At 41.4% G+C, this 23822-nt stretch carries 22 protein-coding genes; 18 read left to right on the plus strand and 4 right to left on the minus strand.

All coding sequences use genetic code 11. From position 1 onward, the window contains the following. Nucleotides 1-150: 150 nt before the first annotated feature. The gene (locus K5J94_RS02190) at nucleotides 151-1845 is read right to left on the minus strand and encodes an LPXTG cell wall anchor domain-containing protein (protein ID WP_221913356.1); all 1695 of its coding nucleotides are present in this window, start codon (nucleotides 1843-1845) and stop codon (nucleotides 151-153) included. Nucleotides 1846-2296: 451 nt separating this feature from the next. Between K5J94_RS02190 and K5J94_RS02195 the strand changes: the two genes are divergently transcribed. Further along, nucleotides 2297-2470 (plus strand): hypothetical protein, encoded by a 174-nt coding sequence (locus K5J94_RS02195; protein ID WP_221913825.1) that lies wholly within the window; start codon nucleotides 2297-2299, stop codon nucleotides 2468-2470. A gap of 286 nt (nucleotides 2471-2756) precedes the next feature. On the opposite strand, the gene rpmG is transcribed toward K5J94_RS02195, so the two are convergent. Continuing rightward, entirely contained in the window at nucleotides 2757-2906 is a 150-nt protein-coding gene (gene rpmG, locus K5J94_RS02200; RefSeq protein ID WP_001265622.1) for a 50S ribosomal protein L33, read from the minus strand. Between the two features lie 15 nt (nucleotides 2907-2921). Continuing rightward, nucleotides 2922-3104 (minus strand): 50S ribosomal protein L32, encoded by a 183-nt coding sequence (gene rpmF, locus K5J94_RS02205; protein ID WP_159545834.1) that lies wholly within the window; start codon nucleotides 3102-3104, stop codon nucleotides 2922-2924. A gap of 182 nt (nucleotides 3105-3286) precedes the next feature. On the opposite strand from rpmF, the gene K5J94_RS09475 reads away from it, so the two are divergent. The 7 genes from K5J94_RS09475 (at nucleotide 3287) to K5J94_RS02235 (ending at nucleotide 10113) form a co-directional block, all read left to right on the plus strand. After that, on the plus strand, nucleotides 3287-3544 hold the full coding sequence (locus tag K5J94_RS09475; RefSeq protein ID WP_231700365.1) for a TMEM175 family protein: 258 nt from the start codon (nucleotides 3287-3289) through the stop codon (nucleotides 3542-3544). After that, a complete protein-coding gene (locus tag K5J94_RS09480; RefSeq protein ID WP_231700366.1) occupies nucleotides 3535-3975 on the plus strand; it encodes a hypothetical protein in 441 nt (146 codons plus the stop codon). The genes K5J94_RS09475 and K5J94_RS09480 overlap by 10 nt, the downstream gene beginning before the upstream one ends. 109 nt (nucleotides 3976-4084) lie before the next feature. Beyond that, nucleotides 4085-5362: a histidine--tRNA ligase gene (gene hisS / locus K5J94_RS02215; RefSeq protein ID WP_221913358.1), complete on the plus strand. Its 1278-nt coding sequence runs from the start codon at nucleotides 4085-4087 to the stop codon at nucleotides 5360-5362. Nucleotides 5363-5583: 221 nt separating this feature from the next. Continuing rightward, a complete protein-coding gene (gene aspS / locus K5J94_RS02220) occupies nucleotides 5584-7332 on the plus strand; it encodes an aspartate--tRNA ligase (protein ID WP_159794985.1) in 1749 nt (582 codons plus the stop codon). Continuing rightward, on the plus strand, nucleotides 7325-8284 hold the full coding sequence (locus K5J94_RS02225; RefSeq protein ID WP_159545842.1) for a YitT family protein: 960 nt from the start codon (nucleotides 7325-7327) through the stop codon (nucleotides 8282-8284). Before aspS ends, K5J94_RS02225 begins: the two co-directional genes overlap by 8 nt. 17 nt (nucleotides 8285-8301) lie before the next feature. Further along, nucleotides 8302-9174 (plus strand): YitT family protein, encoded by an 873-nt coding sequence (locus K5J94_RS02230; protein ID WP_221913360.1) that lies wholly within the window; start codon nucleotides 8302-8304, stop codon nucleotides 9172-9174. A gap of 60 nt (nucleotides 9175-9234) precedes the next feature. Beyond that, nucleotides 9235-10113, plus strand: a complete 879-nt coding sequence (locus K5J94_RS02235; protein WP_159583544.1) for a YitT family protein — start codon at nucleotides 9235-9237, stop codon at nucleotides 10111-10113. 151 nt (nucleotides 10114-10264) lie between these two features. Here K5J94_RS02235 and argS read toward each other — a convergent pair whose 3' ends face one another. Then, nucleotides 10265-11953 (minus strand): arginine--tRNA ligase, encoded by a 1689-nt coding sequence (gene argS / locus K5J94_RS02240; RefSeq protein ID WP_159545848.1) that lies wholly within the window; start codon nucleotides 11951-11953, stop codon nucleotides 10265-10267. 298 nt (nucleotides 11954-12251) lie between these two features. On the opposite strand from argS, the gene argR reads away from it, so the two are divergent. The 10 genes from argR to spx all read left to right on the plus strand — a co-directional run bounded on the left by argR (nucleotide 12252) and on the right by spx (nucleotide 23685). Further along, complete coding sequence (gene argR, locus K5J94_RS02245; protein ID WP_159548318.1) at nucleotides 12252-12689, plus strand: arginine repressor; 438 nt, start codon at nucleotides 12252-12254, stop codon at nucleotides 12687-12689. After that, entirely contained in the window at nucleotides 12686-12922 is a 237-nt protein-coding gene (locus K5J94_RS02250) for a hypothetical protein (protein WP_231700367.1), read from the plus strand. Before argR ends, K5J94_RS02250 begins: the two co-directional genes overlap by 4 nt. Before the next feature lie 103 nt (nucleotides 12923-13025). Continuing rightward, entirely contained in the window at nucleotides 13026-15584 is a 2559-nt protein-coding gene (mutS, locus tag K5J94_RS02255; protein WP_221913362.1) for a DNA mismatch repair protein MutS, read from the plus strand. 78 nt (nucleotides 15585-15662) lie between these two features. Beyond that, nucleotides 15663-17651, plus strand: coding sequence for a DNA mismatch repair endonuclease MutL (gene mutL / locus K5J94_RS02260; protein ID WP_159548324.1), 1989 nt, complete (start codon nucleotides 15663-15665; stop codon nucleotides 17649-17651). Nucleotides 17652-17661: 10 nt separating this feature from the next. Next, a complete protein-coding gene (locus tag K5J94_RS02265; RefSeq protein WP_221913364.1) occupies nucleotides 17662-18897 on the plus strand; it encodes an MDR family MFS transporter in 1236 nt (411 codons plus the stop codon). Continuing rightward, on the plus strand, nucleotides 18890-19486 hold the full coding sequence (gene ruvA, locus K5J94_RS02270; protein WP_159563867.1) for a Holliday junction branch migration protein RuvA: 597 nt from the start codon (nucleotides 18890-18892) through the stop codon (nucleotides 19484-19486). Before K5J94_RS02265 ends, ruvA begins: the two co-directional genes overlap by 8 nt. Nucleotides 19487-19498: 12 nt before the next feature. Beyond that, nucleotides 19499-20050, plus strand: coding sequence for a DNA-3-methyladenine glycosylase I (locus K5J94_RS02275; protein ID WP_159563868.1), 552 nt, complete (start codon nucleotides 19499-19501; stop codon nucleotides 20048-20050). 106 nt (nucleotides 20051-20156) lie between these two features. Beyond that, the gene (locus K5J94_RS02280) at nucleotides 20157-21428 is read left to right on the plus strand and encodes a competence/damage-inducible protein A (RefSeq protein WP_221913366.1); all 1272 of its coding nucleotides are present in this window, start codon (nucleotides 20157-20159) and stop codon (nucleotides 21426-21428) included. Between the two features lie 70 nt (nucleotides 21429-21498). Next, nucleotides 21499-22638 (plus strand): recombinase RecA, encoded by a 1140-nt coding sequence (recA, locus tag K5J94_RS02285; protein WP_221913368.1) that lies wholly within the window; start codon nucleotides 21499-21501, stop codon nucleotides 22636-22638. A gap of 648 nt (nucleotides 22639-23286) precedes the next feature. After that, nucleotides 23287-23685 (plus strand): transcriptional regulator Spx, encoded by a 399-nt coding sequence (gene spx / locus K5J94_RS02290; protein ID WP_159545866.1) that lies wholly within the window; start codon nucleotides 23287-23289, stop codon nucleotides 23683-23685. The last annotated feature ends 137 nt before the right edge of the window (nucleotides 23686-23822 follow it).

The following is a 23822-nucleotide window of genomic DNA, read 5'->3' on the forward strand; positions in this document are numbered from 1 at the left end:
TTGAGGTAGGACCATGGTCCTAGCCCCTTTTGGAGTTGAGAATGAGATGTTAGGGGTTGACAAAGCTGTCAAGTCTTTCATCACTAAGGATTTATTTTATGGAAAAGAGTTGGAGTCTAGTCTGTGTAAATCTAGCTAGAAATGATGGGACTAGTCTTCTTTGCGTTTAGTAGCAAGGACGCCAGCAGAAGCAATGATAGAGAGAGCTGCTACGGAGAAGAATGGGTTGGTCGCAGCATCACCTGTTTGTGGCAATGGCGCAGCAGTGTTTTGTGTTGCCATGTGTGGAGCCGCAGGCGTTACTGCATGGTGTGCTTTATCATGGTGTGCTTTTGGTGCTGCTGGATGAGCCTTACCTGGTTTTTCCGGAGTGTGTGGTTTGCTTGGTTTCACTTCCGGAATAGCAGGAGTTGGAGCCGGCTTGATTTCCGGTTTCTTCGGTGTGCTTGGCTTACCAGCTTCAGGTGCTTGCGGAGCTTGAGGTTTGGTTTCAGGCTGTTGAGGTTCAGCTGGTTTGTCCTCAGGTTTCACTTCAGGCACTTGAGGTGTTTCCGGAGTACTTGGTGCTGTGTCATGCTCTTGCCGTTTGAGGGTGTCAAGCTGACCTTCAAGTGACTTGATTGAAGCATCTTTTTCGGCAATTTTACTTTGAATATCAGCTAATTGCTTTTCAAGCTTCGCTTTTTCTTCTGCGCTGAGCTCAGTTTGGCTGTTCAGCTGAGTTTGAATGCTGTTTTTTTCTTGAGTTAGCTTATCTTTTTCAGCAGTTAATTCAGCAACTTTAGTATCGGCCTCAGCTTTTTCAGCAGTCAGTTTATCAAGAGTAGCCTTGCTTTCATCAACTTTGGCTTGTAGTTGGTTAACTTCAGCTTTCTTAGAATCTAATTCGGATTGAAGTTTCGCTTTGTCTTCCGTATTAGCTTTTGTAGCAGCATCGAAACGTTGTTGAAGGTCAACTAAGTTTTTCTTTTCTTGTTCAAGACTAGCTTGCAAGTTTTGGTTTTGGCTAGTAGAGTCACTAATCTGCTTGTTGAGAGCGTTTACTTTTTCTTGACTAGCTTTTAAGTCAGCAGAAGTTTTTTGAGATTGAGCCTCTAAGTCCTTCATTTGAGCTTGAAGTTCTTGTTTGGACTTATTAGAATCAGCAAGCTGACTTGTCAGTTTTTCACTTTGTGCTTTTAGATTTTTGCTTGTTTCTTTAGAATCTTTAAGCTCTTGTGCTGTTTTTTCGAGATTAGATTTCAGGTTGGTAAGTTCGATTTTCTGTTGCTTATTTTCCCCAGTAAGTTTTGAAATATTTTCATCGTTTTCTTGTAACTGGGCTTCAAGTTCATTCTTATCTTGTCTCCAACTGCTTAAAATATTTTCATAATTTTCACCACGCCGAGCCAGTTCTCCCAGAAGCAAAGCTGGAAATAGTTCTGAGCTCCACGCAGTATGACGTTCTTTATTAAGAATAACTAAATCACGTAATCCAGCATCTTTAACTAACCTTAATGTAGAGTCTGCATCCTCTTTTGTGTCTGTGGTTAGTTTGAGAAACTCATCAATTACTTCGGGATTTTGGCGAGGACCACTAAAATACTCTGCTATAATTAATTTCATTAAATCAGATGTTTTAAGTTCTTTAAGAGTATCCTGCACTTTTTTAGGAAGTTTTAGTCTTTCACTATCATCTTTTAGATGATTTATTGATGCTAAAGATGTTAAATCAAAAACATCTTTAGCAAATGTCTCATCGGGCACTTCTACCGCCTGACTGGTACTTGTCACCAATATGCTTGCCCCCAGCATGAGTGATGCTAACACCGCCTTTTTTGTCCAATTCCAATGGTGCTTTGCCATATTAATATAATCTCCTTTTCATTTCTAAGCTTTTTACGGCAACCACCAGTATATATATATATATATATACTTAAGGTCAGGAATTGCTGGGCTTACAAACTTATGGTTAGAAATTTAGGAAGCGTTTTAAACCGTGTTTTGACGGTACTTGTGGGAGTTTTAGTTCTTGTTTTTGGGGCTGTATGTTTAAACATATTTATTATTTTTTAGGCATTTCTTTTTTTGTTTTTCGAATATAGGTAATGGAGAGGTTTGTTAAGTGTCGGTTTATGGTTTGGTGGATTCGATGGCTGTGAACTAGCTGTTCAGAGGAGGGCTTGGCTCAAAGAGATGGTTCTAATGGTTAGTTTTTGTGAGGGGAGACAGCCATGAACTCACTAAGAGGTAAACTGTAGGGCGTAAGCTGATAATTAAAAAAACTGGAGCAATTACTCCAGCTAAATGGGGCATTTTGCCCAGTATTATAGAAGCGTTGGAATTACCGGTCAAGGCTAAAATTATCAGTTTGAATTTTGATTTTATTGATTACCAATCTGATTATTTATCCCAAGTGATTAAGGAATTGAGAGAAAAGCAATATCAAGAAGTTTTAAAGACTATCTTAGATAATGGCCAACCAGTATAAAGCCTTGACCTCTGAAAAAATGACCATTTATGACTTAAAAACAACCATTTAAGATTTAGGCGATTATAAAAGTAAAAGTATGTTAAACTAAAATTATCTAGCTTGATAGCAGTACTAAATTAAAGAGGCTTTTACTAGCTATTATCGTTTGTTTAAAATCAACAAAAAAGCCTTTGAAATGTTGATTTCATAGGCTTTCTTTATATAGGGAACAAAGCTTCCCTCATCCCTTCCTTGCTGTGCTGTTTCAAGGCTCGGGCTTTTCATAGTCCGCTGGTCTATGAGACTATTTCACTTCTGTGAAAACGACGTGTTTACGTAATTTTGGTGAGTATTTTTTCAATTGTAGACGGTCTGGCGTGTTACGTTTGTTTTTTGAAGTAAGGTACAAGCGTTCACCAGATTCTTTGTGTTCAAGTGTGATATTTACGCGCATGGTATCTCCCTTCTATTATTTAGCTTCGTTTGCTTTAGCGATTTTACGTCCTTTGTAGTATCCTTTGAGGGATACACGGTGAGAACGTGAGTAATCTCCAGTAGTTTCGTTGAATTGTACAGATGGAGCTGTCAATTTGTAATGTGTACGACGTTTATTCTTTTTAGCTTTTGACGTGTGACGTGCAGGAACTGCCATTTTTCTATCCTCCAATTAGTGTTAATGTTCTTGATTTTGAATCAACTGTAATAGAATACCATATCTTTTTTGTAAAGTAAAGTTACTTGACAGATTTTTTTGCCTTTTTGGAGTGCTCCCTCTTTAAACTACGAGTAATCGTGGTATGATTAGGTGTAATGGAAGTAAGGAGAGATTAAAAAATGACTCATGCTATTGTTAAACGTTTTGATACTCTGAGTGATGGCATTATTGCAATCATCATGACAATTTTAGTTTTAGAAATTAAACTACCCATAGGGCTGGCTGATTTGCCATCTTTTGCCTATGCTATTGGAACTTTTTTAATTTCCTTTATTATTGTTTTTAACTTTTGGTTTCGTCGAACGCAGGTTGTGAGCAATGTGGAGGAGATTGGGTTTACGTCTTTTATGCTTGATATGCTGGCTCATTGGTTTTAGCTTTGTTTCCCCTAGCGACCAAGATGCTGGTGACTTTTGATGCTAAATGGGTAACAATTCTCTTTTTTGGTATTATTAATTTATTAACGGGCTTTTTGCTTAGTTTATTAACAATTCGTCTAACGGTGCGTAGTACAGATAAGCAATACCAGACTAAGCGGGACCAGATTCATGACTTCTATCATAAGCGTTTATTGCTGTTTTCGGTGATGGATATAGTGGTTATGCTTTTGGCTCTTATGTTTCCACATTTAGGTATTTTGCTTTATCTTTTATCCCCAATGCTTGAGTTTTGGTTTAATTATAAGCGAGGGCTCGCCTTTGAGCGGGCTGTGAAGCAGGGCTTTTCGTTTGAAAATTATATTATGGGCCATTTCAATCAAACTCCTCAGAGTCGTTCTTTGCCGCCTCGTGGTAAGCATTGTTTCTAGCTGAGCCCATTTCTTTAATAGAAAGTTTTGTGGTAAAATAAGGGAGGTTAAACGTTAATAGAAAGGACGAAAGTTAGCCCATTTTGGGGACTTTCTGTGTATCTAAGGGATGAAACTTCAAAAACCAAAGGGAACACAAGATATTTTGCCGGCAGATGCTGCTAAGTGGCAATATGTTGAGCAGGTTGCACGTGAAACTTTTAAAAAATACCATTATGGGGAAATTCGCACGCCGATGTTTGAGCATTATGAGGTCATCAGCCGTTCGGTTGGAGATACAACGGACATTGTCTCCAAGGAAATGTATGATTTTGCGGACAAGGGAGGTCGGCATATCACCTTGCGTCCGGAAGGCACGGCACCGGTAGTTCGCTCCTATGTGGAAAATAAGCTATTTGCTCCAGAGGTACAAAAACCACTTAAGTTGTACTACATTGAACCCATGTTTCGTTATGAACGACCTCAGGCGGGGCGGCTGCGTCAATTCCACCAAGTGGGTGTAGAATGCTTTGGCTCAGCTAATCCAACTACTGATGTTGAAACCATTGCTATGGCCTATGATTTCTTTGAGGCATTAGGGATTGATCACTTAAAGTTAGCGATTAATAGTTTGGGCAATCCACAGAGTCGTGCAGCCTATCGTCAGGCCTTGATTGACTATCTAACCCCCTTGCGTGACCAATTGTCCAAGGACAGTCAGCGGCGTTTAGAAGAAAATCCACTGCGTGTTTTGGATTCTAAAGAAGCTGCTGATAAAGAAGCTGTAAAGCACGCGCCGTCTATTTTAGATTATCTGGATGAGGAGAGTCAGGCTCATTTTGCTGCAGTGAAGCAGTTGCTTGATGCACTGGGAATAGCTTATACTATTGATACCAATATGGTGCGAGGGCTTGACTACTATAATCATACGATTTTTGAAGTTATGACTGAGATTGATGGCTCAGAGTTGACGGTCTGTGGTGGTGGACGCTACGATGGTTTGGTCACTTATTTTGATGGGCCAGAAACGCCTGCCTTTGGTTTTGGGCTTGGTTTAGAGCGTCTATTGATGATTATTGATAAATTGAAGATTACATTGCCAATTGAGGATCAATTGGACACTTATATTGCTGTTTTGGGTGATGAGGCTAACTTTGCAGCATTGGAATTGGTCCAAGCTATTCGTCGCCAAGGCTTTAAAGCAGAACGTGATTATCTTGGACGAAAAATTAAAGCGCAATTTAAATCAGCTGATGCCTTTAATGCTAAGACAATTATGACTATTGGTGACAGCGAGGTTGCGGCTGGTCGGGTCTCTATTCGCAATAATCAAACACGTGAGGAAATCCAGGTGTCATTTGATGACTTAAAGTCAAATTTTGCAAGTGTTTTAGCAAAATTGGCTTAAGTCCTGCATAAAGCTCCTTTTTGGGGCTTTTTTAAATGGCTGTGCTGGATAGTTGAAGCAGCTAGGCTTAGGCTAGTGTTGATAGTTGACCTGCTTTAGTCCTCATAAGAGATGAAGATTTGCTTTCATTAAACATTCCGAAAAACTCTACCTAAATGGGTGGGGTTTTTAAGGGCTTTTTGTTATAATGAGTAGGAACTAAAATGTATTGGAGATCAGGAATGAAACGAAGTATGTATGCAGGACGTGTGCGCAAAGAGCATATCGGACAAGAACTGACCTTAAAAGGCTGGGTTGGCCGTCGGCGTGATTTAGGTGGACTTATTTTTATTGACCTACGAGATCGCGAAGGTATCATGCAACTTGTTATTAATCCAGAAGAAGTAACTCCTGAAGTGATGAGGGTCGCTGAGAGCCTGCGCAGCGAATTTGTCATTGAAGTGAGTGGTAAGGTTGCTCCACGCGAACAGGCCAATGAGCACTTGTCAACGGGAACAGTGGAACTGAAAGTAGAAAGTTTGATTGTTCTCAACACGTCAAAGACAACACCGTTTGAAATTAAAGATGGTATTGAAGCTAATGACGACACACGTATGCGTTATCGTTATCTTGATTTACGGCGGCCTGAGATGTTTGAAAATTTCAAACTACGGGCGCAAATCACCCATTCTATTCGTAACTATTTAGATGAGTTAGCCTTTATTGATGTTGAGACACCTATGTTGACGAAATCAACTCCTGAAGGGGCGCGTGACTATTTGGTTCCAAGTCGGGTGAGTCAAGGTCATTTCTATGCACTGCCCCAAAGTCCACAGATTACTAAGCAATTGCTGATGAATGCGGGTTTTGATCGCTATTACCAGATTGTGAAATGCTTCCGGGACGAAGATTTGCGTGGAGATCGTCAACCTGAGTTTACACAAGTTGACTTAGAAACCTCTTTTTTGAGCGAGCAAGAAATTCAAGATATTGTAGAGGGTATGATTGCCCGTGTTATGAAAGAAACTAAGGGAATTGAAGTAACGCTGCCTTTCCCACGGATGGCGTATGATGATGCTATGAATTACTATGGCTCAGATAAACCAGATACCCGCTATGCAATGCTTTTACATGACTTGACAGAAATTGTCAAGAAAGTTGACTTTAAAGTGTTCTCAGAAGCTCCTGCTGTAAAAGCAATTGTGGTTAAAAATAAGGCAGATCATTATTCTCGCAAAGCCATTGATAACTTAACTGAAGTTGCGAAACAGTATGGAGCTAAAGGATTAGCTTGGGCTAAATATAGTGATGGTAGCCTTTCAGGACCCGTTGCTAAATTCTTGACAAGTATTGAACTTTACTTGACAGATGCTTTACAGCTTGAAAACAATGATTTGGTATTATTTGTGGCTGACCGCTTGGAAATTGCTAACGAAGCTCTTGGGGCTCTTCGCAGTCGGATTGCTAAAGAGCTTGATTTAATTGATCAGGGGCTGTTCAACTTCCTCTGGGTGGTTGATTGGCCAATGTTTGAATGGTCTGAGGAAGAAGGCCGCTATATGGCTGCCCATCATCCCTTCACCTTGCCAACAAAAGAAACTGCCCAGGATCTTGGAGGTGATTTAGCCAAGGTTCGTGCGGTTGCTTATGATATTGTTTTGAATGGTTATGAACTTGGTGGTGGTAGCCTACGGATTAATCAAAAAGCGATGCAAGAGCAGATGTTTGAGGCTCTTGGATTTACAGCTGAGGCTGCTAAAGAACAATTTGGCTTCTTGCTTGAAGCAATGGATTATGGTTTCCCACCTCATGGTGGCCTGGCCATTGGTCTTGATCGATTCGTCATGCTTTTAGCTGGTAAAGATAATATCCGCGAAGTGATTGCCTTTCCTAAAAATAATAAAGCTAGTGATCCAATGACACAAGCACCTAGCCCTGTTTCAAAAGCCCAATTGGAGGAACTTAGTCTCCAAATAGAAAGTCATGAATAAGCAAGTTAGACACTATAAAAAAACACCAATCAATAAGCAAGTTAAATATGTCATTAGTCGTGGGGCAAAAAAGATTGGTTTACTTCATGCTTTACGAAGTATTTCTAAAGAAAAATATGCCGAAAAAATTTCTGCTTCTTTACTATATGGGATATTATCCAGTATTGCGGTCAACTTTTTCTTTCAGCCTGGCCACGTCTATGCTAGTGGGGCAACAGGACTTGCCCAAGTCATCTCAGCGTTGAGTAAGCATTTGGGAGGATTTATGATACCGGTTGCCCTGGCTTACTATGTGATTAATATTCCCTTAATGCTGCTTGCTTGGTATCGTATTGGCCATAAGTTTACTATTTTTACCTTCATCACTGTTACGATGAGCTCGCTTTTTATTCAGATCATGCCAGCAGTAACGTTGACCCAAGACCCATTGATTAATGCCATTTTTGGCGGTTTGGTCATGGGACTAGGGATTGGTCTTGGCTTGAAATCACGCATTTCAAGTGGGGGTACCGACATTGTCAGTTTGACCCTTAGGCAAAAAACAGGCCGGGATGTTGGTAGTATTTCTTTTGTGGTGAATGGCTTAATTTTGGTTTTTGCTGGCATTCTTTTTGGCTGGCAGTATGCTCTTTATTCAATGGTTTCTATCTTTGTTTCGAGTCGTGTGACAGATGCCATTTTCACTAAGCAAAAGAAGATGCAGGCTATGATTGTGACTGAAGTTCCTGAGAAAGTTATTTCGGCAATTCATCATCGTCTCAATCGAGGTGTTACCTGTATTAATAATGCAGAAGGCACTTACAACCATCATGAAAAATTTATCCTTATTACAATTTTGACTCATGAGGAATATAATGATTTTAAAGCTTTGATGATGAAGGTTGATCCAAAGGCCTTTGTCTCTATTGCTGAAAATGTGCGGATAATTGGAAAATTTATTGAAGATGACTAGTTGTAGAAGGGAGCTTAATGCAGACTGGTAAAACCTTAAACCTGAAAAGCATGGGGTTAATTGTGTTAGGCTCTGCGGTCTATGCCTTTGCTTTTGTCTATTTTTACATGGCTAATAAGATTGCTGCCAATGGCTTGGCTGGTCTGACCTTGGTAGGTAAGGCCTTGTTTAATATCAATCCGACCATTACTGGTTATCTCATTAACTTGCCACTTGTTTTTTTAGGTAGTCGCTTCTTTGGGAAACGCTCAACCATGTATACTGTAATTGGAATTATAGCCATGTATTTATTTGTTTGGGTTTTTCAACAGTTCCCTTTGGCAATTGATTTAGATCATGATAACTTGGTAGTTTCACTTATGGCCGGGATTTTAGGTGGCTTAGGTGGCGGTCTGGTTTTTCGTCATGGTGGTACGATAGGCGGAGCGGATATTATTGCCAAATTTATTGAAAATCGTTTTGGCTTACAACTCAATCAGGCCTTGCTAGGAATTGATCTGTTTGTCATGGTTATTTCCTTGACTTATATTTCCCTTCCACAGATGATGTATGCACTAATCGCGAGCTTCATGTATGGGCAGATTGTTCATTTGGTGCAAAATGGTGGCTATACTGTCCGTGGAACCATTATTATTTCGGATCAGGCAGACTTGATAGCAGATTTTATTATGCGTCAGCTCGGTTTGGGGGTTACTTATTTAAATGGTGAGGGCGCCTACTCGGGCAATGTAAAAAAAGTAATTTACGTTGCTCTTAGCCGGCGTGATGTGCGCGATGTCCGCCAGTTGATTAATACGGTTGATCCTCAGGCTTTTATTTCTATTTTTGATGTGGATGAATTCAACCAGCCTGACTATTTTGTTCCTAAGCAGAAAAAACGAAAAAAATAAACTAGTTTGTCTTTTATGAGGCAACTAGTTTTTTATGAAAATAAGATAAGGAGTGAACCAATGACGATTGAAGGAATTGTTTCTAAATTTAGAGACCTATGCTTAATTACCTTAGGGGTTGCGATTTATGCTTTTGGTTTTGTTAATTTTAATATGGCAAATCACTTGGCCGAAGGTGGTGTAGCAGGGATAACCTTGATTATTCACGCGCTGCTGGGCATCAATCCGGCTTATTCTTCCTTGATTTTAAATATTCCCTTATTTATCATTGGCGCACGTGTCCTTGGCCGTCGGCCGCTAGTCATGACCATCTATGGCACCTTGATGGTTTCTGTTTTCATGTGGCTATGGCAAAAAGTTCCTTTGCAGCTTGGTTTGCAAGATGATATGATGTTGGTCGGGGTGATGGCTGGACTTTGTGCCGGAATTGGGAGTGGCATTGTCTTTCGCTATGGGGCAACTACAGGAGGAACAGATATTATTGGCCGTATTGCCGAAGAAAAATGTGGTTTGAAATTAGGACAAACGCTTCTTTTTATTGATGCTATTGTTTTGTTTGCTTCCTTGTCCTATGTTGATTTAAAGCATATGCTTTATACCTTGGTTGCCAGTTTTGTTTTTAGTCAAGTGTTAACAGTGGTGCAAAATGGCGGTTATACGATTCGGGGCATGATTATCATAACCAAGCATTCTCGGGCGGCTGCGCAAGCTATTCTCACCGAAATCAACCGAGGGGTCACCTTCCTTAAGGGCGAGGGCGCCTACTCTGGTAATGAATATAATGTCATGTATGTTACGCTCAGTCCCAATGAGGTACGAGATGTGAAACGAATTTTGGCGGACTTAGATCCAGATGCCTTTATTTCCATTGTGGATGTGGATGAGGTTATCAGTTCGGATTTCAAGATTCGCCGCAAAAATTATGATAAGCCAGTCTAATCGTAACAAAGAGATTATTCGTGATAAAACCCCTAGCTATGCTACATTTACAAGCACTGCTAGGGGTTTTGTATGTTACACCAAAAAAGATTGAAGAAAAGTGACCGAATCGCCCTTTTCTTCAATCTGTCGGATTTTGACTTCACTGAGGTTACATTTTTTCTGGTGCTTCTACACCAAGCAGGCGAAGTGCTTCCTTTAAGACCACACCGGTCGCATAAGACAGTGCAAGGCGGCTTTGGCGTTCAGGATCTTCCTCAAGAATGCGCGTATGTGCATAGTATTTGTTAAAGGCCTGAGCCAATTGAATTGCATATTTTGCAATGATTGAAGGGTCGTACTTCTCAGCCGCACGCTCGATATGGCGAGCAAAATCTTGTAGCAACTTGATAATTTCCCAGCTTTCAGCATCATTTAGAGAATAGCTAGCGCTGCTATCAGGCGAGAACTGAGCTTTGCGAAGAATGGACTGAATCCGAGCGTAAGCGTATTGGACGTAAGGACCAGTCTCCCCTTCAAAGGAAACCATGGCTTCTAAGTCAAAGTCATAGCCATTATCGCGGTCAGTCTTGAGATCGTAGAATTTAATCGCACCAATCCCGACTTGTTTAGCCACCTCTTCTTTGTTGGCGAGCTCGGGATTTTTAGCTTCAATTTGGGATAGCGCGCGCGATACCGCTTCATCAAGTGTAGGTTCTAAAAGAATGATGTTGCCTTTACGGGTTGATAATTTTTTCTTATTTTTAGTAACAAGACCAAAGGACACATGAATCATGTCGTCTGACCAGTCAAAGCCCATTTCTTTTAGCACAGCTTTGAGTTGCTTGAAGTGGTTGGATTGTTCTTGACCAACCACATAGATATTTTTCACAAAATGAAAGGTTTTTTGCCGGTACATGGCTGTGGCCATATCACGGGTAATATAGAGCGTAGCACCGTCAGATTTTTTAATCAAAGCAGGTGGTAAATCATATTTTTCGAGGTCAACAATCTTAGCCCCTTTGGAATCCTTCAAGAGATGTTTGGCTTCAAGAATAGCAAGGCCTTCATCCATTTTGTCATTGTAGAAAGCCTCACCGTGATAATGGTCAAAGCTAATATTGAGTTTGTCGTAGATGCGATTGAATTCGACAAGGCTCTCATCGCGGAACCATTTCCAGAGGTCCCAGGCTTCTTGGTCACCATCTTCTAGTTTTTTGAACCACATGCGGGCTTCATCGTCTAATTCAGGCTTTTCTTCAGCTTCAGCATTGATGCGCACGTATAATTTGAGGAGTTCAGCGATAGGATCAGCTTCCACGGCCTTTTGGTCGCCCCAAAGCTTGTAGGCAACGATGAGCATACCAAACTGCTTGCCCCAGTCACCCAGGTGATTGATACGAAAGAGCGTGTAGCCCAATTTTTGGTAAAGGTTAGCAATGGCATCCCCAATAACTGTCGAGCGCAGGTGACCAACAGAGAAGGGCTTAGCGATATTAGGGCTGGACATGTCTAGTGTGATGTTTTGCCCATCGCCAATGTGTTGTTGTCCGTAATCAGCCTTTGTAGAAAGCACGGCATGTAGCACATCTTTAGAGATAGCTTTTTTATCTAGGAAGAAGTTGACATAAGGACCGGTTGCCACCACTTTTTCAAATGAGCTAGCATCAATCTTTTCTGCTATCTCGCTAGCAATCATTTGAGGAGCTTTACGTAATACTTTTGCCAGGCTAAAAGCAGGGAAGGCGAGGTCTCCCATATCAGAATTTTTGGGCTTTTCAATCAAGTTTAAAATAGCTTCTTGATCCAACTCGGGAACAACTTTTGCTATTTCACTTGCAATCAGTGTTTTAGTATCCATCTTGTTTCTCCTAAAATAGTTTGTCATCTCATTTTAACACAACTATGGAAATAATACGAGTGGCCCAATGAAAAAATATACTAAAAATAAGGAGATCATCTGGTCCAAAGGGAAATGAGAAAAACAGCGGCTGCTCTTTTAGGAGATAGGTAAAAGGCAAAACTAAAAAGCAAGAAATAAGGTTTTTAAATCAACCTTTAGCTAGCCTTGCTTTGAAAAAAAGATAGAAGAATAATGCTAAAATACTATTTTTTTGATATAATCCAATAGGATAATTATACAGTCGGGGATAAAGATAATGAATAAAATCGAGCGGCAGCAGCATATCAAACGCATCATTCAAGCACAGCGCATTGGCACCCAAGAAGAAATCAAAAAGCATCTGCAAGCAGAAGGGGTGCTTGTAACCCAAGCTACCTTATCACGAGATCTAAGAGAATTAGGTCTACTAAAATTAAGAGATGAACTGGGAAAGCTGTATTATAGTTTGGCTGAGCCAATGACCACACCTTTTAGTCCGGATGTTCGTTTTTATATCTTGAGCGTTAATCGAGCAGGCTTTATGCTGGTTTTACATACCAACCTTGGTGAGGCAGATGTTTTGGCCAATCTGATTGATAATGATGGCATTGAGGATATTTTGGGTACAATTGCTGGCGCAGACACCCTGCTCATTATTTGCCGTAATGAAGCTATTGCGAGGCAATATGAGCAAGATTTGGCGGCGGGCCTATGAGTGACTATGAGCTAGCTTTAGCACACTTAATCACAAGGCTAAAGCAGCATCCAAGTATTCTTGCTTATCATGCGGCCAAGCAAGAACTGGATCAACTACCAGCTCTGTCAAAGAAAGCTTATGAGATGAAGGTGAAGCAACAAGATGGGATCATCTTCACTCATATTGCAAAAGATCTTGCTGCTGAGCAGTCCTTACAAAGAGCCCAGTCGCTGGCAAGAGAACTAGATTAGCACCCTCTTGTCGAAGCTTACCGTGCTAAAATGCAAGATGCCAGTGACTTGTTACACCATATCACACAGATGATTGAAGAAGAGTTAAATAAGGAGTTTTGACATGACAAAAACGACGATCTCTCCTGGAATGCAACAGTATTTGGCAATCAAAGAAAATTATCCCGATGCCTTTTTACTCTTTAGGATGGGAGACTTTTACGAATTATTTTATGATGATGCTGTCAAGGCAGCGCAAATTTTAGAAATAGGACTAACCAGCCGCAATAAAAATGCTGAGAATCCTATTCCAATGGCGGGAGTACCCCATCATTCAGCCCAGCAATACATTGATATTTTAGTGGAAATGGGCCATAAAGTGGCCATTGCCGAGCAGATGGAAGATCCAAAACAAGCTGTCGGTGTTGTCAAACGCGAAGTTGTCCAAGTGATTACCCCAGGAACGGTGGTGGATTCTGCCATACCAAACACTGCTAATAATTTCTTAGTTGCGGTGGATTTTATGGGGCAAGATTATGGCTTAGCTTATATGGATTTGGCAACAGGAGAATTTTTTGTTACTAATCTAGATAGTTTTGCTAGTGTCTGCAGTGAAATATTGAATCTGCAGGCCAAAGAAGTTGTTTTAGGGTTTTCTCTGTCAGCAGAAGAGAAGGAGCGCTGTGTAAAGCAATATCAGTGGCTACTTTCTTATGAAACAGACCTCATTGATGAAACAGATTTAATTGTGGATACCTTAACGACAATTGAGGTGCAAGCAAGTAAACGCTTGTTAAGCTATGTTCATAAAACACAAATGCGCGAGCTTAGCCATTTACAAAAGGCGGTGCATTACGAGGTAAAAGATTACTTGCAGATGTCTTATGCCACGAAAAACAGCCTTGATCTAGTAGCGAATGCGCGAACAGGCAAAAAGCATGGCAGTCTATACTGGCTGTTAGATGAAACTAAAACAGCTATGGGGATGCGTCTGCTCAAAGCTTGGATAGACCGGCCCCTCCTTCACCATGAGCAAATTCTTGAGCGGCAAAATATTATACAAGTCTTTTTAGATGCCTTTATTGAGCGGGTGGATTTGAGTGATAGTTTAAAAGGTGTCTATGATATTGAACGCTTGACCAGCCGGGTTTCGTTTGGCAAGGTTAATCCCAAAGATCTCTTACAGCTTGCCCAGACGCTTAGCAAGATTCCAACGATAAAATCAATTTTACAGAGTTTTCGGAGTAAACACCTTGACAAGCTTGTCAAGGACTTGGATCCTTTGCCAGAGTTGGCGCATTTGTTGAGCTCGGCGATTAACCCGGATGCTCCGGCAACGATTAGCGAAGGGGACATCATTAAGACCGGCTTTGATGAGCGCCTGGACCATTATAGGCTTGTCATGAAAGAAGGGACGAGCTGGATTGCAGATTTAGAAGCTAGAGAGCGCGAAGCATCAGGGATTAACAACCTCAAGATTGACTATAATCGAAAAGATGGTTACTATTTCCATGTCACTAACTCTCACCTGGATTTAGTACCTGAACATTTCTTTCGAAAAGCAACGCTGAAAAATTCGGAGCGCTATGGCACCACTGAGTTAGCCAAAATTGAAGGGCAGATGCTAGAGGCGCGAGAAGAATCGGCCAATCTAGAATATGATATTTTCTTGCGTATTCGCAGTCAAGTGGAAGCTTATATTGGACGCTTGCAAGCCTTGGCCAAGGCCATTGCAACGATTGACGTTTTGCAAAGTCTGGCAACTGTAGCTGAAAATAATCATTATGTGCGTCCAATTTTTAATAGTACACGAGATATTATTGTTGAAAACGGGCGTCATGCTGTTGTAGAAAAGGTTATGGGGACGCAAGAGTACATTCCTAACAGCATTGATTTACAAGCAGGTAAGACCATCCAACTGATTACAGGGCCTAATATGAGTGGTAAATCCACTTATATGCGTCAACTAGCCTTGACAGTTATCATGGCGCAAATGGGATCCTATGTAGCAGCTGATCAGGTTAAAATGCCAATATTTGACGCTATCTTTACACGGATTGGTGCAGCAGATGACCTTATCTCTGGCCAGTCAACTTTTATGGTGGAAATGATGGAGGCTAATCATGCCATCCAGCGCGCAAGTAAGCATTCCTTAATTCTCTTTGACGAGTTGGGCCGTGGGACCGCGACTTACGACGGGATGGCCCTAGCGCAATCTATTATTGAATACATCCATGATTATGTGGGAGCAAAAACTCTTTTTGCCACTCACTATCATGAGTTGACAGAGCTGTCAAGAAAACTCAAACATCTAGAAAACGTCCATGTTACCACCCTTGAAAAAGACGGCGACGTGACCTTCTTGCATAAGATCAGTCAGGGACCAGCCGATAAATCTTATGGGATTCATGTCGCAAAGATTGCCGGTCTGCCTGCTTCCTTGTTGCAGCGTGCTGATACCATTTTGAGTCATCTCGAGGGCCAATCACATGCCATTTTACATCCAGAAGCAGAAGACTCTGCGCTGGTAGAGGCACAGCCAGCAAGCCAACAGCTCTCTTTATTTACAGAGGAATCAGCAGTAAGAGAGAGCTTGGTTCAAGAACTAGCTCAGTTAGACCCACTCAACATGACTCCATTAGAAGCAATGGCAGCCCTTATCTCACTCAAACAAAAGCTCTAAATTGCTAAACACTAGTTACACACCTAAGTGACTAGTGTTTTATGCTATAATAAACAATATGAAAAGCGAGGAAAAGATATGTCAAAAATAACCGAATTGCCAGAAGTTCTCGCCAACCAAATTGCTGCTGGTGAGGTCGTTGAAAGACCAAGTAGTGTTGTCAAAGAATTGGTAGAAAACGCCATTGACGCCAATAGCACGCAAATTAGCATTGAAATTGAAGAATCTGGCTTAAAGAAAATAAAAATTAGTGATAATGGTTCTGGGATGTCTGAAGAAGACTTACCCCTTAGCTTGCTTCGGCACGCCACCAGTAAAATTAAAAACCAAGCGGACCTATTTCGCATTCGGACGTTAGGTTTTCGGGGCGAGGCCTTACCTTCTATTGCCTCCATCAGTTACCTGACGATTGAAACAGCAACAAAAACCTCATCGCACGGTGCCCGGTTAGTGGCTAAAGGCGGAAAGATTGAGACCTTAGAACCATGTTCTACACCTGTGGGTACTAAAGTCACTGTTGAAAGTCTCTTTTTTAATACCCCAGCCCGTTTGAAATACATGAAAAGCCTACAGGCTGAGCTGGCTCATATAGTGGATATTGTTAACCGCCTTAGTTTAGGGCATCCGGAGATTTCCTTTACCTTGATAAGTGATGGCAAGCAGATGACAAAGACGCAAGGAACAGGGGATCTGCGCCAGGCAATTGCTGGTATCTATGGTTTACAGACAGTTAAGAAGATGATTGCAATTTCACAAACTGATTTGGACTTTGAAGTCAGTGGCTATATCAGTTTACCTGAATTGACCAGGGCTAATCGCAATTATATTTCTCTCTTAGTCAATGGCCGCTACATCAAGAATTTCTTACTTAATCGGGCCATTCTTGATGGCTATGGTTCTAAGCTAATGGTGGGCCGTTTTCCCATTGTGGTCATTGCCATTAAGATTGATCCGTACTTAGCGGATGTCAATGTCCACCCTACTAAACAAGAGGTGCGGATCTCTAAAGAGAAGGAATTGATGGCGCTTATTAGTCAAGCAATTGCTGAGAGTTTACGGGAGCAGGATTTAATTCCTGATGCTTTAGAAAATTTGGCCAAATCAAGTATTAAGTCATCAAATAAGCCCGAGCAAACAAGTTTTACACTGCCGTCAAGCCCTGAAAGAGATAACTTTGATTTTGCTAGCTTGTTTCAACCTCAAACCGTTACGGAACAATCATCGCCAGCTTATGCTGTTAATCACACAGAAAAAAGCACTGAGCCTTATGAACCAAGCTTACCTAATATGGGAGAAGAGCATAGTGTTGACCAAGGTCAAGTGCGCATCAAGCACGCTAGCCGCCTAGCACCAGACGATGCAGACCATGGTGACCACCCTAGTTTACAGGGTGAAAGTAAGGGGAAAATTGATCGCCTTTTGCATCGTTTAGAAGAAGAACAAGCCTCGACTTTCCCGGAAATTGATTACTTTGGCCAAATGCATGGGACCTACCTATTTGCACAAGGCAAAGATGGCCTTTTTATCATTGATCAGCATGCTGCCCAAGAGCGGGTTAAATACGAATACTATCGCGAGAAAATTGGTGATGTTGATAGTAGCTTGCAGCAATTATTAGTACCTTACCTCTTTGAATTTTCTGGTGCTGACTTTATTAATTTGCAAGAAAAGCAAGCTATGCTGGAACAAGTTGGTATTTTTTTAGAACCCTATGGGCATAATACCTTTATTTTAAGGGAGCATCCGATTTGGATGGCAGAGAGTGAAATTGAATCCGGCATCTATGAAATGTGTGATATGTTGTTGCTTACAAATGAGGTTTCTGTGAAGCGTTACCGGGCTGAATTGGCCATTATGATGTCTTGCAAGCGTTCCATCAAAGCTAATCATACTTTGGATGATTATTCTGCTAGGCGTTTGTTGCAAGAGCTAGCGCAGTGCCAAAATCCTTATAATTGCCCACATGGACGCCCTGTCTTGATTCATTTTACCAACTCAGATATGGAAAAGATGTTTAGGCGGATACAGGAAAATCATACGAGTCTAAGAGAGCTTGGCAAATATTAGAGAGGTAACTATGGGAGAATTTCTAGCATTACCAAAACAAATCAAACTGCGGCAACTGGTTCGGTTTGTTACCATTACTTTAGGTAGTAGTGTCTTTCCGTTTATGGCTATGTATTATACTCACTATTTTGGTACCTTTTGGACAGGAATCGTCATGATGCTGACCAGTTTAGTGGGGTTTTTAGGGACACTCTATGGTGGCCATTTGTCAGATGCTATTGGTCGCAAATGGGTCATTATCGTGGGCTCCTTTGGAGCAACCGGCGGCTGGCTTTGTACCATCCTTGCGAATTATCCTGGGCACACCCTTCCTGGTCTCACGCTTATTGGTATTTTACTGGTTGAATTTGCGTCTAGCTTTTATGCGCCAGCTTATGAAGCCATGCTGATTGACCTTACTGATGCAAGCAATCGTCGCTATGTTTATACTCTTAATTATTGGTTTATTAACATTGCAGTCATGTTTGGAGCAGGTCTTGCTGGTTTGTTTTATGATCGGTATTTCTTTGAATTATTGCTGGCCTTGTTTGTGGTTTCACTGATCTGCTTAGGCGTTGCTTATCTGTACTTTCAAGAGACTAAGCCAGCTAGTCATCATTTTGAACATGGCTCAGGAATTTTAGCAACTTTTGCCAATTATCGTTCGGTCCTTAGTGATCGGTCCTTTATTTGGTACACACTGGGTTCAAGTTTGTTTGCTTCGATTTGGATGCAAATGGACAACTATGTTCCGGTACATTTAAAGCTCCATTTTCACACACAGGTCCTTTTTGGTCAGACGATTAGTAGTGCTAAGATGCTTTCTATTATGGTGTTTACAAATACGATACTAATTGTCGTTTTTATGACTTCGGTTAATAAATTGACAGAAAAGTGGTCTTTATTACCACAACTCGTCGTTGGCTCAGCTATCTTTTCGTTGGGCATGCTCTTAACCTTTTCCTTTGATCACCTTTTGCCAATTTGGATTGCCGTTTTAATTTTTACGTTAGGAGAAATGATTAATGTTCCAGCTAGTCAGGTGTTACGTGCCGAAATGATGAATCAAGAAAAAATTGGTTCTTATACAGGATTTGTCTCAATGGCTAATCCCATTGGGTCTATCCTTGCTGGTTTATTAGTATCCATTAGTCATTTTGGAGGGAGATTGGGAGTACAGCTGCTTTTTATTGCAATTGCCTTTACAGGTATGTCAACCATTGTCAAGGCTGCTCAGATGAAACAAGAGGGAACAAAACATGTTTGATTATATTAAAGGACAATTGACCAAGATCACTGCCAAATATATTGTTGTTGAAGCGAGGGGCCTGGGCTATATTATCTATGTAGCCAATCCCTATAGTTTTACAAATAGTGTCAACCAAGACGTGACAGTTTATTTGCACCAAGTCATCCGTGAAGATGCCCATTTACTATTTGGCTTTCATACGGAAGATGAAAAGGCTGTCTTTTTAAACTTAATCTCTGTCTCTGGGATTGGACCAACGACAGCGTTAGCAATAGTGGCCGTTGATGATAATGAGGGCTTGGTGGCCGCAATTGACAATAGTGACATTAAATACTTGATGAAGTTTCCTAAGATTGGTAAGAAAACGGCCCAGCAGATGATTCTCGACTTGGCTGGTAAGTTTACAGACTTGACAGAAAACGAAGCGCAAGCTAAAGCAGCCCAGCAATCAGACAATCACAATCTGGATGAGGCGATGGAAGCCCTCTTAGCGCTGGGCTATAAAGCAAATGAGCTCAAGAAAATACGGACGTTCTTTGCGGGAACGGAAACGCAGACGGCTGAGCAGTACATAAAATCAGCCCTCAAGATGCTGATGAAAGCTTAGGTGGCAAAAACGATGAAGCGATGTTCCTGGGTACCAAAAGGCAATCACCAATATGAAGCTTATCATGACTTGGAGTGGGGCAAGCCCTTGACAGATGATCGTGCTTTATTTGAGCTGTTGTGTTTAGAGACCTATCAGGCGGGTCTATCTTGGGCGACGGTTTTGAAAAAACGGCAAGCCTTTCGTCAGGTGTTTCATAACTATGAGATTGCCAGTGTGGGGCAAATGGGAGCGCAGGACTTGGCTAACGCTTTAGAGAATCCACAGATTATCCGCCATAAGCAAAAGCTACAAGCCACTATTACCAACGCCAAAGCGGTGCGGATCATTCAACAAGAAAGGGGCAGTTTTGCAAACTATCTCTGGGAGTTTGTCGGTGGTGAAGTCATAATGAATCGTGTTGATGCGCAACACCCTGTTCCCGCTCAAACACAACTCTCACAGCAATTAGCTAAAGATTTGAAAAAGCGAGGTTTTGCTTTTGTCGGACCAACAACGGTTTACGCTTTTTTAGAGGCAGCAGGCTTTGTTAATGACCACGAGGTAGATTGTGATTTTCGTTAATAGGAGGGGCTTTGGCTTTCTCACTTTACTGGTCAATTCTTGGGAAAAGAATTGACTTTTTGTTAAAATAAGGATGTAAAATTCGAATAATAAAGTAGGTGACAGGATGAAAGCTGAACTGATTGCAGTTGGTACGGAAATCTTAACAGGACAAATTGTGAATACTAATAGTCAATTTCTTTCTGAAAAGATGGCTGAATTAGGTATAGATGTCTATTTTCAAACAGCTGTCGGTGATAACCAAGAACGCTTATTGCAGGTTATTGACCTGGCCAGTAAGCGGAGTGATTTAGTTATTTTATGTGGAGGGTTAGGTCCAACCGAGGATGATTTGACGAAACAAACTCTTGCAGCTTATTTGCAGCGTCCTTTAGTAGTGGACAAGCAAGCCCATCAGAAATTAGATGACTTTTTTGCTCAACGGCCTAAGCACCATAGAACCCCTAATAATGAACGTCAAGCCCAATTAATCAAAGGGGCTATCCCTTTGCAAAATGACACAGGTCTAGCTATTGGTGGCTTTTTAGAGCTTGATCAGGTGACTTATGTGGTCTTACCTGGTCCACCAAGTGAATTGAAACCCATGGTGAACCACCATCTTATTCCTTTACTAAGCAAGGATCAGTCGCGCCTTTATTCCAAAGTGCTACGTTTTTTTGGTATAGGGGAGAGCCAACTGGTTACTGTTTTAGCGGATTTAATAGAGGGGCAAACTGACCCAACGCTTGCCCCCTATGCCAAGATTGGTGAGGTCACTCTACGCTTGTCCACAAAGGCAAGCAGTGAAGTGCAGGCGCAACGCCGCTTGGCTGATCTGGAAAGACGCATATTAGCTCGTAAGAGTTTAGATGGCTTACCTTTGAGTGATTTTTTATATGGTTATGGAGAAGACAATAGTTTAGCAGCAGAGACGTTTCGCCTCTTAAAGAAAAAAGATAAGACAATTACAGCGGCGGAGAGCTTAACTGCTGGTCTCTTTCAAGCAAAATTGGCGGAGTTTTCGGGCGCATCAGAGGTGTTTAAAGGTGGCTTTGTCACCTACAGTATTGAAGAAAAGGCAAACATGCTAAAGCTTTCGTTACCAGATCTCAAAGAGCATGGCGTGGTTAGCGCCTATACTTCTGAGCAAATGGCTCTAGGCGCAAAACGGCAAGTTGGTGCCGATTTGAGTGTTGCTCTAACAGGGGTAGCTGGTCCATCTATGCTAGAAGGTCAGCCTGCTGGTACAGTTTTCATTGCTGTTGCTAGTCAAGACGATGTAGTGGTCAATAAGTTTTTAATTGGCGGAAAAAGCCGAAATGAGGTAAGATATATAGCAACACTACACGCCTTTAACATGGTCCGAAATGCTTTATTAAGTGAGGACAGTTTGATATAATAGATTGATTGTGACCTAAAAAATAGCCGATCTGTTTTTTAGTCAAAGGTAGTGATATGAGGAGAAAAGAGTGGCAAAAAAAGGAAAAAAAGCTGAAGAAATCAGTAAAAAATTTGGCGATGAACGTCGCAAGGCACTAGATGATGCCCTAAAAAACATTGAAAAAGATTTTGGTAAAGGTGCCGTGATGCGCCTAGGAGAGCGTGCCGAACAAAAAGTTCAGGTAATGAGCTCAGGGAGTTTAGCACTAGATATGGCGCTTGGAGCAGGCGGCTACCCTAAGGGCCGGATTATTGAGATCTATGGACCGGAATCTTCTGGGAAGACAACAGTCGCTTTGCATGCCGTCGCTCAAGCTCAAAAAGAAGGAGGCATTGCTGCTTTTATTGATGCTGAGCACGCCTTGGACCCAGCTTATGCTGCTGCTTTAGGAGTTAATATTGATGAGTTGCTACTGTCTCAACCCGATTCTGGTGAACAGGGCTTAGAAATAGCTGGCAAGCTGATTGATTCTGGTGCCGTTGATTTGGTGGTAGTGGACTCAGTTGCTGCGCTGGTTCCCCGGGCCGAAATTGACGGCGATATTGGTGATAGTCATGTCGGTTTGCAAGCTCGGATGATGAGTCAAGCTATGCGCAAATTGTCTGCTTCTATTAACAAGACAAAGACTATTGCTATTTTTATCAACCAGTTACGTGAAAAAGTTGGGGTTATGTTTGGTAACCCGGAAACAACGCCAGGTGGTCGCGCGCTTAAGTTCTACGCATCTGTGCGCCTAGATGTCCGTGGTAATACTCAGATTAAGGGAACCGGTGACCAAAAAGATAGCAATATTGGTAAAGAAACAAAGATTAAAGTTGTAAAGAACAAGGTAGCACCTCCGTTTAAGGTGGCAGAAGTGGAAATCATGTACGGAGAAGGCATCTCGCGTACAGGTGAACTCATCAAAATAGCTTCTGATATGGATATTATCCAAAAAGCTGGCGCATGGTTCTCTTACAATGGTGAAAAGATTGGTCAAGGTTCGGAGAATGCAAAACGTTATTTAGCAGATCATCCTGAGGTTTTTGATGAGATTGATCGTAAAGTCCGTGTCAAAGCAGGTCTAATTGACGATGATCAAACGCCTAGTGAGGCAGCTGCTGTTCCTGAAGAAACAGCAGCTGAATTGGTGCTAGACTTTGATGACTCCATTGAAATCGAAGAATAGCACTCTGTGGCAATCAAGCTTTTAGTGAGTAGATTAAAATTAAGCGGCGAGCGGTGGTTCCTTGCTGGGATTAGAAGTGAAGTTTATGAAGTTCATTTAGATTAACAATAGGAGAGCCGCTCAATGTTTCGTTGTTTACCCAAGTAAAATGAATGAAGATAGTCGGTCCCTAAGGGCAGCGGCTATGTTCCATTCATTTTTTTGTGTTGTTTAGGGCTCAGAAAAAGGGGCCTTCATATGTATATGTAAAGGTCTTCCTCCTAGCCATTTTTGAAGTCGGAGGTTGACCTTAGCATGTGTTCCTGAGTTTCTTTTAAAAACTGAGAGCATAGTGTCCCTTATAGCTTACTCTTTGTTTTTTGCTGTTCTTGCTAACGAGGACATTGCCAGTTTATTGCTAGTTGCAATGTTTATGATACTGTTCAAAGGGCCAAGTCGTACAGCTGTGCAGCCAAGGACGTGTGCTTGTTATAGCAGAGCTTTGATTGCAAAATGCTCAGCAATCCCTCTAAATCAAGGATTATAAGGTCTTAATAGCCAATATTTGCCTAACCCTATTTGAAAAAATAGGTCCAAAGACCGATACTTCTCCAATTCTGTCTATGTTACAATGACAGTATCACGAGATAGAAAGTGAGAACTAACGACATGATTAAGATCTATACTATTTCAAGTTGTACCAGTTGTAAAAAAGCAAAGACATGGCTTAATGGTCATAAATTAGCTTATAAAGAACAAAATTTAGGAAAAGAACAGCTCACAAAAGAGGAAATTTTAGCTATTTTATCCAAAACAGAAAATGGTGTTGAGAGCATTGTCTCTTCAAAAAATCGCTATGCTAAGGCCTTGAACTGTAATATTGATGAGTTAAGTGTCAGTGAAGTGGTGGATTTAATTCAAGATAATCCTCGGATTTTAAAGAGCCCGATCTTAATTGATGATAAACGTCTTCAGGTTGGCTACAAAGAAGATGACATTCGCGCCTTCTTACCTCGTTCGATTCGTAATATTGAAAATACTCAGGCACGTTTGCGTGCAGCCCTGTAAGCTGTTTTAGGTAGAAGCTGACTTGTTGGCAGTCTTAGTAAGTGTGAGCCTATCATGAAACACGTTTGAAAAGCTTTTTCCGGTTGCAATTAGTGGCTATTTGTTTTTGATGAGGAGTGGTCTGCGGAGCTTGAAAT

Source organism: Streptococcus halichoeri (assembly GCF_019774635.1).
GTDB classification, from domain to species: Bacteria; Bacillota; Bacilli; order Lactobacillales; family Streptococcaceae; genus Streptococcus; species Streptococcus halichoeri.